The following is a 14351-nucleotide window of genomic DNA, read 5'->3' on the forward strand; positions in this document are numbered from 1 at the left end:
GTGCGCCCCCGAAGGTCCTGACAGTATACCCCTCCAGTTGAAACGGGTCAAATAGATTACGTAAATAGCGTAATTAGGCGGCCCGAGTATGAATCGGCGTGGTCAGGCTGGATGGCGTCCAGGGCGAAAAAAATCAGCAAGGGGGGTTTGATGGACGGCCGGGGTTTGGCGTTCCGGGTCGCTCGGGGCACAATGGGCACCCGATGCGCCGCGTTCCCGCCCTCACGTTCCTCCTCGCGGGCAGCCTCGCCCACGCCGGGCCGAGCTGCGCCCTCCCCACCGGGCCGCTGCCGACCCAGACCCGCGCCGTGTTCATCCTCGACACGAGCGGCAGCATGCGCGGCATCGGGGACGGGCGGGCGAACATCTTCGGGCGGGTGAAGGCGGCGGTGAAGGGCTACGTGCGCGGGGCGAGGCCGGATCAGGTCGAACTCGTCACCTTCGACACCGGGCCGCGTCCGGCGCGGAGCTACACGCTGCCGGGGGACGCCGCCCGCTGGAACGCCGACCTCGCCGCCCTGCGCGCGAACGGGCGGAACACGTACCTCTACCGCAGCGTGGCCCGGGCGCTCGCGCCGCTGGCCGCCCGCGAGCGGTACGCGACGACCGTCTTCATCCTGACGGACGGCATCGACAACGACCCGAAGGCTCAGTACACCGCCGAGCGCGCCCTCGCCGCCTTCCGGGGACGCGGCCCTCTCGACACGCTGCATTACGTGGCGCTGGGCACCGACATTCCCGCCGCCGCCCACACGGCGCTGGGGGCGAGCGGGTACGGGGACGGCCTGACCGCTCCCGTGGGGCAGGTGCCGGACCTGACCCGGCTGGGCGGGGGCGTGGTGACCGTCCGCGACCCGGCGCAGGTGCCCGTCCCCTTTCCCGAGAGCGCACCCCTGAGCCTCGCCGTGGGGGAGGCCGGAGACCGGGTGAGCCTGGCGGAGGGCCGGGTGACAGGTGGTTGGGCACGGCTGAATGTCAATGGCCGTGTTCCTCTCGGCACACCCGCCTTGCTGTGTGCGGAAACCACGGGGGGACAGGTGCGCCGCGTCCTCCTGCGCCTGAACGTGCCTCCCGCTCCCGACCTGACGTGGCTCAACCCCGGGGCCGACCGCACACTCGCGCCTGGCGAGACGGTCACGCTGCGGTACCGGCTGGACGACGGGGCGGACGTGGGAGGCGCGGCCCTCACCCTCCCTTCGGGCCTGGTGGGTGAACTCGTGCGCCTCCCGGGTGGACGAGACCTCGGCGTGCGGCTGACGAACGTGGGGCTGGAGCCGGAGCGGGTCACGCCGGTTCTGACCTTCGCGGGTGGGGGCGGCGTTCCGCTGGCGGGCGTGACGGGGGCCGGGGCGGCAACCATCCCCAGGCGCACGCCTCCCAGCCCGTCCTCTCCAGACGGCTCCCGTTCGGAAGGCTCCCCGCTGCCGCGTCTCCTCGCGGGCCTGCTCGGACTGCTCGCGCTCGGCGGGCTTGCGCTGCTCCTCCTCGCCCGGCGGCGCCGTCCCCGTTCCCGCCCGCGCCGCGCTCCCCGGCCCACCCTGCCGCCCACCCCAGCCCCGCCGACGGTCGAGGGCATCCAGTACCGCGAGGACCGCACGCTCGCCCTCGCCCACGCGGACGGTCTGGTGACCGCCGTGTCGGCCCCGCTCGGCGGCCCCTTCGACCTCGGGCAGGTGGCGCGGGTGCCGCACCTCAGCGGGCTGCGGCTGGAACAGGCTCAGGGCGGCCTGAGCGTGCTTCGCGTGCCCGCCGACCTGGAGGTCAGCCAGGGGGCGCGGCTCTTGGAGGCGGGCGACGTGATCCGACCCGGCGCCCTGCTCGGGGTCGCGGTTGCCCGACCTGCCCGTTCTCCCTGGCCGCCCCTCGGCACCCTCGTGGGGCTGGGGCTGCCGCTGCGGCTGCGCGCGGACGGGGTGACCCTGCACGTCGTCGGGCCGTACGGGGACCACGCGCTCACCCTGCCGACCGGCGTCACGGACCTGGGGGAGGCGTTCGGGGCGCCCGTCCTGGGCGGGCTCAAGCTCACCCCCAGCGGTTCGCACCTCCTGCTCGCCGACGTGCCCGCGTCCCTCACCGTGCGGCGGGTGGCGGATGGAACGCCTTTGCGCCCCGGCACCTACCTGCCTCCTGAAGTGCACCTCGACCTGCCCGGCGAGGGGTGAGGGCTTCCGGCCCGGAGCCCCACGTTACGCTGGGGCATGGAGTTCCTGCGGCTCGTCCACGGCTACCTCTTCGACACGCCCCTCGCCCTGCTGTTTCCCACGCCCTACACCCTCTCCGCGCTGATCCTCTTCGTGTGGAGCCTGGGCCCGGCCCTCAAACGACAGGTGGGCCGGGGCTTCCTGGTGTGGCTGCGCGTGGTGTGGGTGCTCACCCTGATCCCGGCGGTGACGGGCGTGATCCTGGCGGTGGGCGGGGCGAAGGTGCCCAGCGCCGTGCGCGCGAACACCGAGTACCTGCAAGAGAACTGCCGCCAGGTCGGCGACCTCACCCGCTACTGCCTGCCCGTCGATCCCAGCCGCGACTGGGAACACTGGATGTACACCGGTCTCGCCCTGCTGAGCCTCTACGTGATCGAGGTGCTGGTGAAGGGCCGCCTCGTCGAACACCGCTCCGGCCTGCGCTTCCTGCCCGTCGCCACCCTCTTCCTGTATGGGGTCGCTTACATGGTCGTGCGCGTCGCCCTGCTGCCGGGAAGCACGCCGGGGACGTGAGGAGCGGTCAGCTTTCAGCCGTCAGCCACAGAACCCTACGCCAGAGCTTCGGCCTTTCTTGCTGAAAGCTGACCGCTGAGAGCTGACCGCTTATCCTTCCCCCATGATCGACATCTCCAGGCAACTCGTCAGCGGGCACCCCACCTGGCCGGGCGACCCCCCCTTCCGGGTCGAGCCGATGATGCAAATCGCGGGCGGGGACAGCGTGAACACCGCCGAAATCCACGCGAGCACCCACACCGGCACCCATGTGGACGCTCCCTGGCACTACGACGACTCGGGGCTGCGGCTGGAGGAACTCGGCCTCGACCCGTACGTGGGCCGCTGCCTGGTGGTCACGGCGCGGGGTCCCCTGGTCGGCCTGGAGGTGCTGGGCAGCCTGCCACAGGACCTCCCGCTCCGGCTGCTCCTCCACACCGGCCAGCCCGCCCACTGGGAGGCTTTTCCGGAGGACTTCGCCGCCATCGACCCCGCCCTGATCCACGAGCTGTACCGCCGTGGCGTGCAACTCATCGGCACGGACAGCCCCAGCGTGGACCCCCTGACGAGCAAGACGCTGGACGCCCACGCCGCCTGCCGCGAGACGGGCATCCTGATCGTGGAGGGCCTGAACCTCAGCCACGTGCCCGACGGCGAGTACGACCTGATGTGCCTGCCGCTGCCACTGGCCCGGGTGGACGGCGCCCCCGCCCGCGCGGTGCTCTTTCCCGCCCGCTCCCTGCCCGAGCCCCCGCCCGTCGGCGCCTGAGCGGCTAGAACCCGAAGGCCCGCACGACCTCCGTCGGGGTGCGCTTGGGGCGCCCGCTGCCCGGGTCCACCCACACCCACTCGGTCTCGCACTCGGCAAGGCGGGTCTCCTCCTGCCCGTCCTCCGTGAGGCGGTCGATGGCGTAGGCACGCACGCTTCGCACCCCCGCCGTCACCGTGAGCGCCGTGCGGACGCGCACCCGGTCCCCGAGGTAGGCCGGGCGGTGGTAGACGATGGTGTGCTGCCGGGCGACGGGCACGGCCCCCAGGGCGATCAGGGCGTCTGTGCCCATGCCCAGCCGCAGGGCGTGGGCGCGGGCCACCCCCTCGCACCACGCCAGGTAGACCGTGTTGTTGACGTGGTTCAGGTCGTCGAGGTCCCCGGGGCCCACCACGACCTCCATCTCGTGCCGCCGGGCGTGCGGGAGCGCGTCCCACAGCACGTCCGCGTCGGGAATCCGGAGCTTCAAGGCTGGCCCGCCTCCGCCAGCAGGTCGTTGACCGCCCGCGCCCCCTCGATGTCGAGGCTCGTCACGCCGCCCGCGTCGTAGGTGAAGTAGCTGACCCGCACCCGCCGGTAGGAGAGCCGGATGTCGGGGTGGTGGCCCTGCGCTTCGGCGAGTGCGGCCACACGCACCACGAAGTCCACCCCCGCCCCGTAGGTGTCGAAGGTGAAGTCGCGGTAGAGCTTGCCGTCGTCGCCCCACCAGCCCTCGGGTTTGAGGTCCTGCACGTCGCCGTCGGTGAGCTTGCGGCCTGGGTCGTACGCCATGCGCGGGTCGTAGGGGTGGTAACTCATGCGGCCATGCTACGGGAGGGGGCGGGGGAGAGGGTGGGGGTGGGACGCGGTTGAAAGGTTCTCCCCTCCACGCAGGGCAGGATTGAAACGCGGCTTAATCAAACCTTGAAGCACGTCTGCGTCCGGATTTTCCGCGTCATCTCTGCAACCCGGGGAGTCGCAGAGCATTTACGGTGAGTGGCGTATGAAAAGAATTCCTGCTCTGCTGATGGTCGGCTCTGCCCTCCTGCTCGCCTCCTGTGACCGCACGAACGTCCCCAGCAACCTCACCAATGTGTCGGGGACTGTCGTAGAAGGGAGTCTCGCCGCGTCGAGTAACGGTACCCTGGCCCTCACGACAAGCGCCTGGACGGGTGGGGCGGGCTCCGTCAGGGCGTACACGGGTGAGGGGAGCCAACCCCAGAACGTCGTCACCACAGCCCTCGCCGCCGACGGCAAGTTCAGCCTCAACCTTCCCACCGCGCCCGCAGCGGGGACGCTGTCGGCCATCGCCGCCGACGAATTCAACGCCGAAGAGGACAACTGCACGGGGACGGTTACGGTCAGCACCAGCCAGGCGCGGGGTGCGGCTTTGGCCATCGGGGCGGAGGGCGCGACGAAGAGCGGGGGCATTACTCCTCTGTCCGTCACCAGCAAGGTTGACAGTGCCGGGAAGGTGATCGGCTACGAAGCCACCCTGGGTGAACTGCTGTACGTGGACCGTGGCCTGACCATCAAGGGGACGCAGACCTGCACGAACGGCAGTGACACCTTCAAGGGCGATATCGACGTGAGTCTGCAACAGGGCTGGAATAAGGTCAGCCTCACCCTCCAACTGAATGCAGATGGTGCCTTGACCGGCCTCGTGGTCCGCAGTGGTAGCCACCCCAGCAACTGGGTCTTCCTGAACAGCGGCAGCGCATCCCCCCTGGGCGTTCAGAGCCTCAAGGCCCTGGAGAAGTTCTCCCTCTTCCGCTAACCCCCACCCTCCAGCCGCCCTGCCTTCCTGCGCGGGGCGGCCCTTCTTTGTCCCTGCTCCCCAATTGCGCCGCCCGTTCCGCTCCGCCGCCTGTCGCCGCTCACACGGGCTGGTACACGACCCCCTCGCCGTCCACCCGCCCGGCCTTCACGTCGGCGTCGGCGGGCAGGCGCAGCAGCGTCACGTCGCCCTCCAGCTCCAGGCTGCCACCATGCTGACGGAGGATCCGCCGGGCACTCCCCAGTCCGATCCGCTCCCCCGCGCGCGAGGACGATGACGGGGCGGGTTGACCCTGCGCCCCCTCGCTGTCCGCGTGGTGCCCGATCAACACCACGACCTCGTCTCCCTGCCGCTCGGCCCGGACTTCCAGGCGCGGCCGGGATGCCCCGCCCGCCGCGTCGAGGGTGGCGGCGAGCACTTCCGTGAAGGCCAGCCGGAGCAACATCGTGTCGCCCCGCACCCACGGCAGGTCACCCATCACCCACTGCACGCGCCGTCCCTTGAGCCGGGGTTCGAGGTCGCTGCGCACCTGCGTGACCAATACGTTTAGCGAGACCCGCTCGACCCTGGCGGGCGTTCCCCGGAAGAACGGGAGTTGCTTGAGCTGGGCGACGTGGGTGTTGACGCTGTCCATCTCCTGCCGCAGCAGGGACAGGTACCGCTGGACCCGGGCGTCCCTCCCGTCTGCCAGGGCCCGTTCCAGCAGGGAGGTCACCCCGGCGGCGCGGCGGGTGGGTTCGGCGAGGTCGTGGGAGATCGACACGGCGTACGCCAGCAACTCGGCGTGCGCGTCCTCCAGGGCCTCCGTCCGCTCGGCGACGCGGCGTTCGAGTTCGCTGTTCAGGCGTTGCAGCTCCGACGACCGGGCGACGTGCGAGGCCACCCGCTCGTTCATCAGGAGGGCCCAGACCGCCGCGCCGAGCAGGGTGACGGCGACCAGCGCGACGCCCCGCGCCAGCCCCACGCCGGAGACGGCGCCGTGGGCGTGTCCGGCGGCGGACAGGTCATCCAGGTGGAACCGGGCGGCGTGCATGGCGGTGTAGTGCATGGTGGCAACCGCGAGGCCCAGCACCAAGGCTCCCCCCAATCGCCAGCGCTCCTGCTCGGCGGGGGGCGTGACACGAACGCGCAGGCCGAGCCAGAGGGCCACGGTGGCGGCACTCACGGCAACGAGGACCGAGAGCGCCACGCCGACGGGGTCGTACCGCAGATGCCCGTCGAAGCGCAGGGCCGACATCCCCACGTAGTGCATGCCGGTGATGCTCAGGCCGAGCAGCCCACCCCCACTCAGCAGTTCCCCCCACCCCACCCGCTCCCGGTTGATGATCAGGAGGGCCAGCGCGGCGGCGAGCACGGCCGTCAGCCAGGACAACAGGGTGGTGGGCAGGGCGTAGGACATCGGGACGGGAGCCTTCAGGGCCAGCATGCCGATGAAGTGCATGGCCCAGATGCCCACCCCCAGGATCAGGGCGCTGCCGCCCAGCCACGTCCACGAGCGTCTGGGCCCCCCGCCGAGACCACCCGTCGCCAGGCTCAGGGTCGCGTACCCGGCCAGGCAGGCGACGATGATCGACAGGGCGACGAGTTCGGGTTGGTACGTGGAGGGAGTGGAGACCATGTGAATGTCCCCAGCCTATGTCCCATCCATTCCTCATAACGGGAACTATCCGGCAATCTCCCTTCATGATTGCCGCCGTCAGGTCTGCGGCGTCACCTCCAGCGTCGGGGATGGAGGAAGCGCAGCCCCGTATGTGGGCGCGACAGCACCCCGGCCTGGTGGGCAACGGGAGTGCTGGTCTCGTGCGGTTCGGTTGCGTATTCGTGACACACGGCCCAGCCGCTTTTGGTTAAATTTGGTTGAAAAGGTCGTCGAGCCACAGCAGGGTTGTGTGCCTCCTGGGCTCCTGACGCGAGCGGTCACGGGCGGGACCGTCGGTGACCGTCCTCTTCGTGCCCGCGCCCCAATTGCGACGCCCGTTCCGCCGTGAACAGAACGGCGTGCGATATTCTCGACCCATGCCGGTGGGTGTGCCGCAGAACGTGTTGAAGGGGACGGGATCGGGGGTGCTGCCGCCGATGCTCGAACAGTATGTGGCGCTGCGGGACAAGCACCCCGACTTCCTGCTGCTGTTTCAGGTCGGCGACTTCTACGAGACCTTCGGTGAGGACGCCGAACGCGCCGCCCGGCTGCTGCGCATCGCGCTGACGCACAAGAGCAGCAGGGACTTCTCGACCCCGATGGCGGGCGTGCCGGTGCGCGCCCTCGACCACAACGTCGAGCGGCTCCTTGCGGCGGGCGTGCGGGTGGCCGTCGCCGACCAGATCGAGGAGCCGGGCTCGGGGCTGGTGGACCGCAAGGTCACCCAACTCCTGACGCCCGGCACCGTGACGGAAGAGCGGCACCTCACCGCCGACGAGAACTACCTCGCGGCGGTGGCGACGGGGGACGGCTACGCGCTGGCGCTCCTCGACGTCTCGACCGGCGAGTTCCGCTGCGCCGCCTTCCACACCCGCACCGCCCTGTACGACGAACTCGCGCGGCACCGGGCCCGCGAGGTGCTGCTCGCGCCGGAACTGTCGGGGAACCCGGCTCTCCTCGCCGACTTCCAGACCCGCTTTCCGGTGATGCTCTCGCCCGCCAACTTCGACGAGGAGGCGACCCGGGCGGAATTGAAGGAGACGCTCGGCGAGGTGCCCGGCTCCCTGACGAGCGCGGCCCTCGTGCGGGCGTGCGGGGCGGTACTGGCGTACGCCCGCGTAACCCAGCAGGGGCGGCTGGAGATGGTGCGGCGGGTGGTCCGTTTCGAGCCGGGGGCCCACATGCGGCTCCCCGACGCGGCGGTCCGGGCGCTGGAGGTCTTCCAGGCGCAGGCCCCCCAGGGGATGACCCTGATGGACGTGCTCAGCGAGACCCGCACGGCGGGCGGGCGGCGGCGGCTGCGGGCCTGGCTGCGGGCCCCCCTCCTCGACGAACTCAGCATCCGGGCGCGTCTTGACGCCGTGGAGGCGCTGACCCGCGCCGCCGACCTGCGGGGAGCACTCCGGGCGCTGCTCTACCGGGCGCACGACCTGGAACGGCTGGCCGCGCGCGTCTCCACCCAGCGGGCCACCCCGCGCGAGGTCGCTTCGCTCGCCCGCACCCTCGACCTGCTGCCCGAAGCATCCCGGCTGCTGGAGGCGCAAGACGGTCTCCTCGGCGCCGTCCGCGCCCGGCTCGGCGCCCTGCCCGATGTGGTGACGCTGATCCGCGCCGCGCTGGTGGACGATCCGCCCATCCGCATCGGGGACGGCGGGCTGATCCGCGACGGCTTCCACGCCGAACTCGACGGGCTGCGGAGCGAGGCGTTGGGGCACCGTGCCTGGCTCGCCGAGTTGGAGACGAGCGAGCGGGCCCGGACCGGGATCGGCAGCCTGAAGGTGGGCTTCAACAACGTCTTCGGCTACTACCTGGAGGTCAGCGGCCCGAACCTGGGCAAGGTTCCCGCCGACTACCGCCAGATCGCCACCCTCAAGGACCGCGCCCGCTTCACCCGCCCCGACCTGCGCGAGCGTGAGCGCGAGATCGCCCGGCTGGAGACTTCCGCGCAGCGGCTGGAAGTCGAGGTCTTCACCGACCTGCGCGCTGGGCTCGCCGCTCACGCGGACGCGCTGGCCGAGGCGGCGGGTGCGGTCGCCGAACTCGACGTCATCGCGGCGCTGGCCGAACTCGCGGTGGAGCGGGGGTGGGTACGGCCTCAGACGGTGACGGACGGGGCGCGGCTCGTCCAGGCCCGCCACCCGGTCGTCGAGCGGGCGACCGGGGGCCGCTTCGTGCCGAACGACGCAGAGCTGAACGACACCCGCCACACCCTCCTCCTGACCGGGCCGAACATGGCGGGCAAGAGCACGTATCTGCGCACCGTGGCGTTGTGCGCCCTGCTCCATCAGGTCGGCTCCTTCGTGCCCGCCGACCACGCCGAGCTTCCCGTCTACGACGCCATCCACACCCGCATCGGGGCCAGCGACGACCTCGCCGGGGGCCGCTCCACCTTCATGGTCGAGATGAGCGAACTCGCCGCCATCCTGCACGGGGCGACCCACCGCAGCCTCGTCATCCTCGACGAGGTGGGGCGCGGCACCTCCACCCTCGACGGCCTCGCCATTGCCCAGGCGGCCCTCGAACACCTGCACGCCACCCGCGCGCACACCCTCTTCGCCACCCACTACTTCGAGCTGACGCGGCTGGAATCGGAGCACCCCGGCCTGGTGAACCTGCACGTCGCCGCCGAGGAGGACGCGGGGGGGCTCACCTTCTACCATCAGGTCATTCCCGGCGCGGCCCGGCAGTCCTACGGGGTGGAGGTCGCGCGGCTGGCCGGTCTGCCCGCGCCCGTGACGACCCGCGCCGCCCGGCTGCTGACCGCCCTGAACGCCGGGGGCGACGACCGCAAGCTCACCCGCGAACTCGCCACCCTCGATCTCAGCCGCCTGACGCCGATGGCGGCGCTGGAAATCCTGCACACCTGGCAGCGGGAGGCGCAACGGGTCGCCGAGGGTGAAGAGAAGGAGGTCAGGAGTTTATGAGTCTTGCCCCCTGGCCGGTCACGCTCGCTACACGGCAAGGCTGGGCTGTGGTGGCTGATTTTGAAGAGGTTGCCATCAAACGCCCAGACGGCCTGTATTGGCGCGTCGGCTCGATGTACGGCAATCCACAGGCTGCACTTCTGACGATGGCTGGCAAATACGCGGTGGTCGTCGGGACTGGCTTCATCGCCACCGATCTCAGCCGTTTCGGAGAGCCAATCCGAGATGCGGAAGTGTGGGAAAAGTCGGCTGCGGTTCATTGCCTCGCCCAACCGGGTGTCTTCTGGTCGTTCGAGGCCGTCTATGAACCTGGGGAGGAAGGTGTGGTGCGATTGGTTGCCGACGTTTACGACAAGCGCGCAGGTATCTACGAATTGAGATTGCCCGACCTCACCCTCACTCCTCTTCTCACACGCTCCGAGTCCCCATCATGACCATCCGCGTCCTCCCCCCCCACGTCGCCCGGCTGATCGCCGCAGGCGAGGTCGTCTCCCGCCCGCTCGACGTGGTGCGCGAACTCGTGGAGAACGCACTGGACGCCGGGGCCACGCGCGTCGAGGTGGAGGTGGAGGGGGGCGGCCTTCTGCTGGTGCGGGTGCGGGACAACGGGGCGGGCATCCCGGCGGAGGCAGTCTCCCTCGCGCCCGTGCGGCACGCGACGAGCAAGCTGGAACCGGAGGTGGGGGCGGTGGAGCGCGTGACGACCCTCGGCTTCCGGGGCGAGGCGCTGTGGGCGGCGGCGCAGGCGGGGGACCTCCATCTGGTGACACGACCGGCGGCACAGGTGGGGGCGGCGGAGGTGTTCGCTTCAGGCGAGTCCGTGACCGTGCGCCGCACCTCCGCCCCGGCGGGGACGACGGTGACGGTGCGGGACCTCTTCGCCCGCCTGCCCGCCCGCCTGCGCACCCAGGCCCCGGCGGCGGTCGAGGCGCGCGAGATCACGGCGCTCGTGGGCCGCTACGTCCTGCACCACCCCGGCCTCCACTGGCGGCTGACGGTGGACGGCGAGCCGCGCCTGACCCACGCTCCCGCCGATCACCGGGGCGCGGTGGCGAGCGTGTACGGGCCGCTGAGCGCGAACCGTGTTCTCCGGGTGGACGCCGGGGGCGTGTGCGGCGTCGTCTCCCGCCCCGAACTCACCCGCGCCCGCCGCGACCGGATGCACTTCAGCGTGAACGGTCGGCCTGTGGTGGCCCCGCCTGAGCTGGAGAGGGCCGTGATCGAGGGCTTCGCCGAACTCATCCCCTCGGGTGTCGCTCCGCTGTGCGTGCTCGACCTCCGCATCGCCCCCGAGGACCACAACCCGAACGTGCACCCCGCCAAACAGGTCGTCGCCCTCGCCGATCTGCCGGGCGTGGCGACCCGGGTGCGGGAGGCGGTGACGGCAGCCCTCGCCGCGCACCCCCTCGCCCGCAACGCGCCCAGCCTGATCGCTCCCCCCGAGCCGCAGGCTGCGCCCAACCGGGGCAACTTCCCCGACCTCACGCTCGTCGGCGTGTACCAGGAGCTTTATCTGCTTGCCCAGGGAGAGGGCGACCTGTGGGTCGTGGACGCCCACGCGGCACACGAGCGGGCCCTCTACGAGCACTTCACCCGCACGCTGGGCTCGGCGCCGCCCGTCGAACTCCCCGAGCCCGAACTGCTGCACCTGACGCCCGAGCAGGTGGCCCGGCTGCACGAGCGCGGGGCCGAGTTACGCGCCTGGGGACTCGTGATCGAGGACTTCGGGGCGGGACTGGCTCGGCTGCGTGCTCTCCCCGCCGTCCTCGCCGCGCTGCCCGTGCCCCGGCTGCACGAGGAGATCGCGGAGGCCGCGCTGGGCGAGAACCCCGACCCCCGCCGCCACGTCCTCGCCCGGCTCGCCTGCGCGCCCGCGCTGAAGGCCGGGATGCTCGACGGGAGCAGGGGAGAGGCAGTGCTGGCCTCCCTGGGCACCTGCGAGCAGCCCTGGTCTTGCCCGCACGGACGGCCCACCACCCTGCGGCTGTCCGAGCGCGACCTCGCCCATGCCTTCGGGCGGCGGGGGGTGCGGGACGTGGCGCGGGGGCGGGACACGGGAGAGGGGCAGCGGGTGGGGCCGTTCCGGGAGTAGGGGGAACCGGGGGGGACGCGGTCCGGTCCCTCAGTCGCTTCCTCCCGCCAGAGCGGCGGGTGCCGGAGGAAGGGCGGACTCCCGGGCGTCGCCCCCCGGGTCCAGGAACGGAGCCGGACGCCCGAACAAGAAGCCCTGGCCCAGGTCGCAGCTCAGGGAAAGAAGCGTCTCGGTCTGGTGGGGCTCCTCGACGCCCTCGGCCACGACGATCAGGCCTAGGCTGTGGGCCAGCGTGACGACGGCCTGCACGAACATCGGACCGTGCATCTTCACCCCGTTCACGAAGGAGCGGTCCACCTTCAGAACCTGCACCGGAAGCTGCTGAAGGTAACTCAGGCTCGAATACCCGGTGCCGAAGTCGTCGAGGGCGACCCGCACGCCCAGGGCGTTCAGGGCCCGCAGCTTGTCCGCCGAACCGGGAATGTCGCTGATCAGGGCGCTTTCGGTCAGTTCCAGCATCAGCACCTCGCCCGGCACGTCTTGGGCGGCGAGCAGTGACCGGATGCCCGCGACGAACCCCTCGCGCGCGAATTGCAGGGCCGAGACGTTCACGGAGATGTACCGCGCTGTCTCCCCAGCCTGGCGCCAGGTCCGGGCCAGCGCCAGCGCCTCGCGCAGCACCCACTCGCCGAGGGGCTCGATCAGGCCGTGCGCCTCGGCCACCGGGATGAATTTGGCGGGTGGCACCGGGCCGAGCACCGGGGACGTCCAGCGCAACAGCGCCTCGTACCCCACCACCCCCGCGTCGGTGAGCCGGACGATGGGTTGATAGTGGACCTGGAACTCGGCCCGGGTGAGGGCCTGCCTCAGGTGGCTGTCGAGCTGCACCTGTTCCAGGGCCGCCTCGGTGTCCCGCTCGTCGAACCAGCGCCAGGTGTTCTTGCCCTGCCGTTTGGCCTGGTACATGGCGATGTCCGCCTGCTTGATCGCCGAGGCGGCGTCGTCCGTGTCCCGGGGGCAGAGGGTGAGGCCCACGCTCGCGGTCAGAAAGACCGCCTGCCCCTGGACCCGCAGGGGGGCCGCCACCGCCCGCAGCAGCGCCTCGGCGGTCCTGACCGCCTGGCCTGCCCCCCGCAGCCCGGTGAGGACCACCACGAACTCGTCGCCCCCCACCCGCGCCAGGATGTCGCCCTCGCGCACGGCCCCCGAGAGCCGGACGGCCATCTCGCGCAGCACGGTGTCCCCGGCCGGGTGGCCCAGCGAGTCGTTGACGAGCTTCATGCGGTCGAGATCCAGAAACAACACGGCCACCAGCCGCCGGTGCTCCCGGGCGTCCGCGATGGCCCCCGCGAGGTACGCCTGGAGGTGAAGCCGGTTGTACAGCCCCGTCAGGGGGTCGTGCTCCGCCTGGTGGGCGAGTCGGCGGTGCAGCCGGGTGTTGTCGATCAGGCCCAGCACCTGCCGCACGAGGACGAGCAGGGTCACGACGCCCACGGTGGGGTCGATCCCCACATCCCGCCCCAGGCCGGGGCTGTGCAGCAGGAAAAACAGCGCGTAGGTCACCACGATGGCTGCGTTCGGGACCAGAAGCTGGAGGTGAACCATGCGGGTGCTGGGTAACCTGGCCCGCCTCTGCGCCTCCCGCGCCTCTCCCGGACGGCTGGCCGAGGCCGCCAGGCCGAAGAACACCGCCCCCCACACCCAGAAGGCGTCGATGGGCTGGGCCAGCTCGTACAGCTCCTTGCTCGTGCGGTAGGCGTAGATCAGGTCACCCAGCAAAAACAGCACCAGGCCCAGCGCCAGGGTCAGGAGCTGGCGGGCCGAGAGGTGCCGGGGTCGCCACAGGATCAGGCCCAGCAGCAGCGCGCACAGCAGCAGGTCGGTCGCCGGGTAGGCGAGCGCGATGGAGAGTTCGAAGGGTTGCCCCGCGTACCCCTCGGCCGTCGCCCGGGCGTCGAGGACCCACAGCAGGTCGCCGACCGCCAGCACGACGATGACGATATCGAGCAGGAAAGAGGCGTTTTGCAGCCGACCGTAGGTGTGGCGCGGAAAGTGCAGCAGGCTGAGCAGGAAGCAGGGCGCCAGCGCGAGAAAGCCCACGTCCGCGAGCGACGGAAAGGGAATGGTCCCCGTGGTGAGGTTGAGGTAGGTGTACACCACCTGTCCCAGCCCCCAGCACAGGATGCCCAGGCCCAGCCACCTCCAGGCCCGGCGCTCGGGCCCGGTGTGGTGCCGCGCCGCCCCAAGGGCCAGCCCGGCGCTGAGCCCGTAGATCGGGAAGAAGACGAAGTTGCCCAGGTAGGGCCGCAGGGCCTCCGGCTCAGCCCCGCCGAGCACCCACAGCAGGTGGAGGGTCGCCAGGCCGACCAGGGCCGCGAGCATCCCGTGTTGCCGCCAGGAGAGCTTCATGCGCAGGCCCGGCCTCTTCGGGGGAGCAGGAGGGGGAGGAAGCGTCGCACGAGGATGCGCCTACGATGCCGTCCGGGGCGTCACGGGCGCCTTACAGCAAGACGCCCGCGCTCTTGAAGTTCGGCGGCC

General features: G+C 71.2%; 11 protein-coding genes. 7 read left to right on the plus strand and 4 right to left on the minus strand.

What is annotated here, in order from left to right; all coding sequences use genetic code 11:
- Positions 1 to 203 precede the first annotated feature (203 nt).
- From DAETH_RS05685 to DAETH_RS05695, 3 genes are all read left to right on the plus strand, one after another.
- Positions 204 to 2162: a vWA domain-containing protein gene (locus DAETH_RS05685; protein WP_264776950.1), complete on the plus strand. Its 1959-nt coding sequence runs from the start codon at positions 204 to 206 to the stop codon at positions 2160 to 2162.
- A 36-nt stretch (positions 2163 to 2198) separates the two neighbouring features.
- Positions 2199 to 2714 carry a hypothetical protein gene (locus DAETH_RS05690; RefSeq protein WP_264776951.1) on the plus strand — a complete coding sequence of 172 codons (516 nt, stop codon included), beginning with the start codon at positions 2199 to 2201 and terminating at the stop codon, positions 2712 to 2714.
- 103 nt (positions 2715 to 2817) lie between these two features.
- Positions 2818 to 3462 (plus strand): cyclase family protein, encoded by a 645-nt coding sequence (locus DAETH_RS05695; RefSeq protein WP_264776952.1) that lies wholly within the window; start codon positions 2818 to 2820, stop codon positions 3460 to 3462.
- A 4-nt stretch (positions 3463 to 3466) separates the two neighbouring features.
- Here the strand turns inward: DAETH_RS05695 and DAETH_RS05700 are convergent, their stop codons facing one another.
- Positions 3467 to 3931: an acyl-CoA thioesterase gene (locus tag DAETH_RS05700; RefSeq protein WP_264776953.1), complete on the minus strand. Its 465-nt coding sequence runs from the start codon at positions 3929 to 3931 to the stop codon at positions 3467 to 3469.
- Complete coding sequence (locus tag DAETH_RS05705; RefSeq protein WP_264776954.1) at positions 3928 to 4260, minus strand: 4a-hydroxytetrahydrobiopterin dehydratase; 333 nt, start codon at positions 4258 to 4260, stop codon at positions 3928 to 3930. Before DAETH_RS05705 ends, DAETH_RS05700 begins: the two co-directional genes overlap by 4 nt.
- A gap of 184 nt (positions 4261 to 4444) precedes the next feature.
- Between DAETH_RS05705 and DAETH_RS05710 the strand changes: the two genes are divergently transcribed.
- A complete protein-coding gene (locus DAETH_RS05710; RefSeq protein WP_264776955.1) occupies positions 4445 to 5218 on the plus strand; it encodes a hypothetical protein in 774 nt (257 codons plus the stop codon).
- 100 nt (positions 5219 to 5318) lie between these two features.
- On the opposite strand, the gene DAETH_RS05715 is transcribed toward DAETH_RS05710, so the two are convergent.
- A complete protein-coding gene (locus DAETH_RS05715; protein ID WP_264776956.1) occupies positions 5319 to 6836 on the minus strand; it encodes an MHYT domain-containing protein in 1518 nt (505 codons plus the stop codon).
- A gap of 398 nt (positions 6837 to 7234) precedes the next feature.
- Here DAETH_RS05715 and mutS point away from each other — a divergent pair, with 398 nt between their 5' ends.
- From mutS to mutL, 3 genes are read left to right on the plus strand one after another with little or no spacing between them, the layout of a single operon-like run.
- Positions 7235 to 9781, plus strand: a complete 2547-nt coding sequence (gene mutS, locus DAETH_RS05720) for a DNA mismatch repair protein MutS (RefSeq protein WP_264776957.1) — start codon at positions 7235 to 7237, stop codon at positions 9779 to 9781.
- Entirely contained in the window at positions 9778 to 10215 is a 438-nt protein-coding gene (locus DAETH_RS05725) for a hypothetical protein (RefSeq protein ID WP_264776958.1), read from the plus strand. The genes mutS and DAETH_RS05725 overlap by 4 nt, the downstream gene beginning before the upstream one ends.
- Positions 10212 to 11873 (plus strand): DNA mismatch repair endonuclease MutL, encoded by a 1662-nt coding sequence (mutL, locus tag DAETH_RS05730; RefSeq protein ID WP_264776959.1) that lies wholly within the window; start codon positions 10212 to 10214, stop codon positions 11871 to 11873. The genes DAETH_RS05725 and mutL overlap by 4 nt, the downstream gene beginning before the upstream one ends.
- Before the next feature lie 30 nt (positions 11874 to 11903).
- Here mutL and DAETH_RS05735 read toward each other — a convergent pair whose 3' ends face one another.
- Complete coding sequence (locus DAETH_RS05735) at positions 11904 to 14222, minus strand: putative bifunctional diguanylate cyclase/phosphodiesterase (RefSeq protein ID WP_264776960.1); 2319 nt, start codon at positions 14220 to 14222, stop codon at positions 11904 to 11906.
- Between the last annotated feature and the right edge of the window lie 129 nt (positions 14223 to 14351).

Source organism: Deinococcus aetherius (assembly GCF_025997855.1).
GTDB classification, from domain to species: domain Bacteria; phylum Deinococcota; class Deinococci; order Deinococcales; family Deinococcaceae; genus Deinococcus; species Deinococcus aetherius.

Bases quoted from the DNA above. Each gene is read 5' to 3' on its own strand.
- DAETH_RS05685 (WP_264776950.1), top strand. From the start codon at position 204: ATGCGCCGCGTTCCCGCCCTCACGTTCCTCCTCGCGGGCAGCCTCGCC.
- DAETH_RS05690 (WP_264776951.1), top strand. From the start codon at position 2,199: ATGGAGTTCCTGCGGCTCGTCCACGGCTACCTCTTCGACACGCCCCTC.
- DAETH_RS05695 (WP_264776952.1), top strand. From the start codon at position 2,818: ATGATCGACATCTCCAGGCAACTCGTCAGCGGGCACCCCACCTGGCCG.
- DAETH_RS05705 (WP_264776954.1), bottom strand. From the start codon at position 4,260: ATGAGTTACCACCCCTACGACCCGCGCATGGCGTACGACCCAGGCCGC.
- DAETH_RS05710 (WP_264776955.1), top strand. From the start codon at position 4,445: ATGAAAAGAATTCCTGCTCTGCTGATGGTCGGCTCTGCCCTCCTGCTC.
- DAETH_RS05715 (WP_264776956.1), bottom strand. From the start codon at position 6,836: ATGGTCTCCACTCCCTCCACGTACCAACCCGAACTCGTCGCCCTGTCG.
- mutS (WP_264776957.1), top strand. From the start codon at position 7,235: ATGCCGGTGGGTGTGCCGCAGAACGTGTTGAAGGGGACGGGATCGGGG.
- DAETH_RS05725 (WP_264776958.1), top strand. From the start codon at position 9,778: ATGAGTCTTGCCCCCTGGCCGGTCACGCTCGCTACACGGCAAGGCTGG.
- mutL (WP_264776959.1), top strand. From the start codon at position 10,212: ATGACCATCCGCGTCCTCCCCCCCCACGTCGCCCGGCTGATCGCCGCA.
- DAETH_RS05735 (WP_264776960.1), bottom strand. From the start codon at position 14,222: ATGAAGCTCTCCTGGCGGCAACACGGGATGCTCGCGGCCCTGGTCGGC.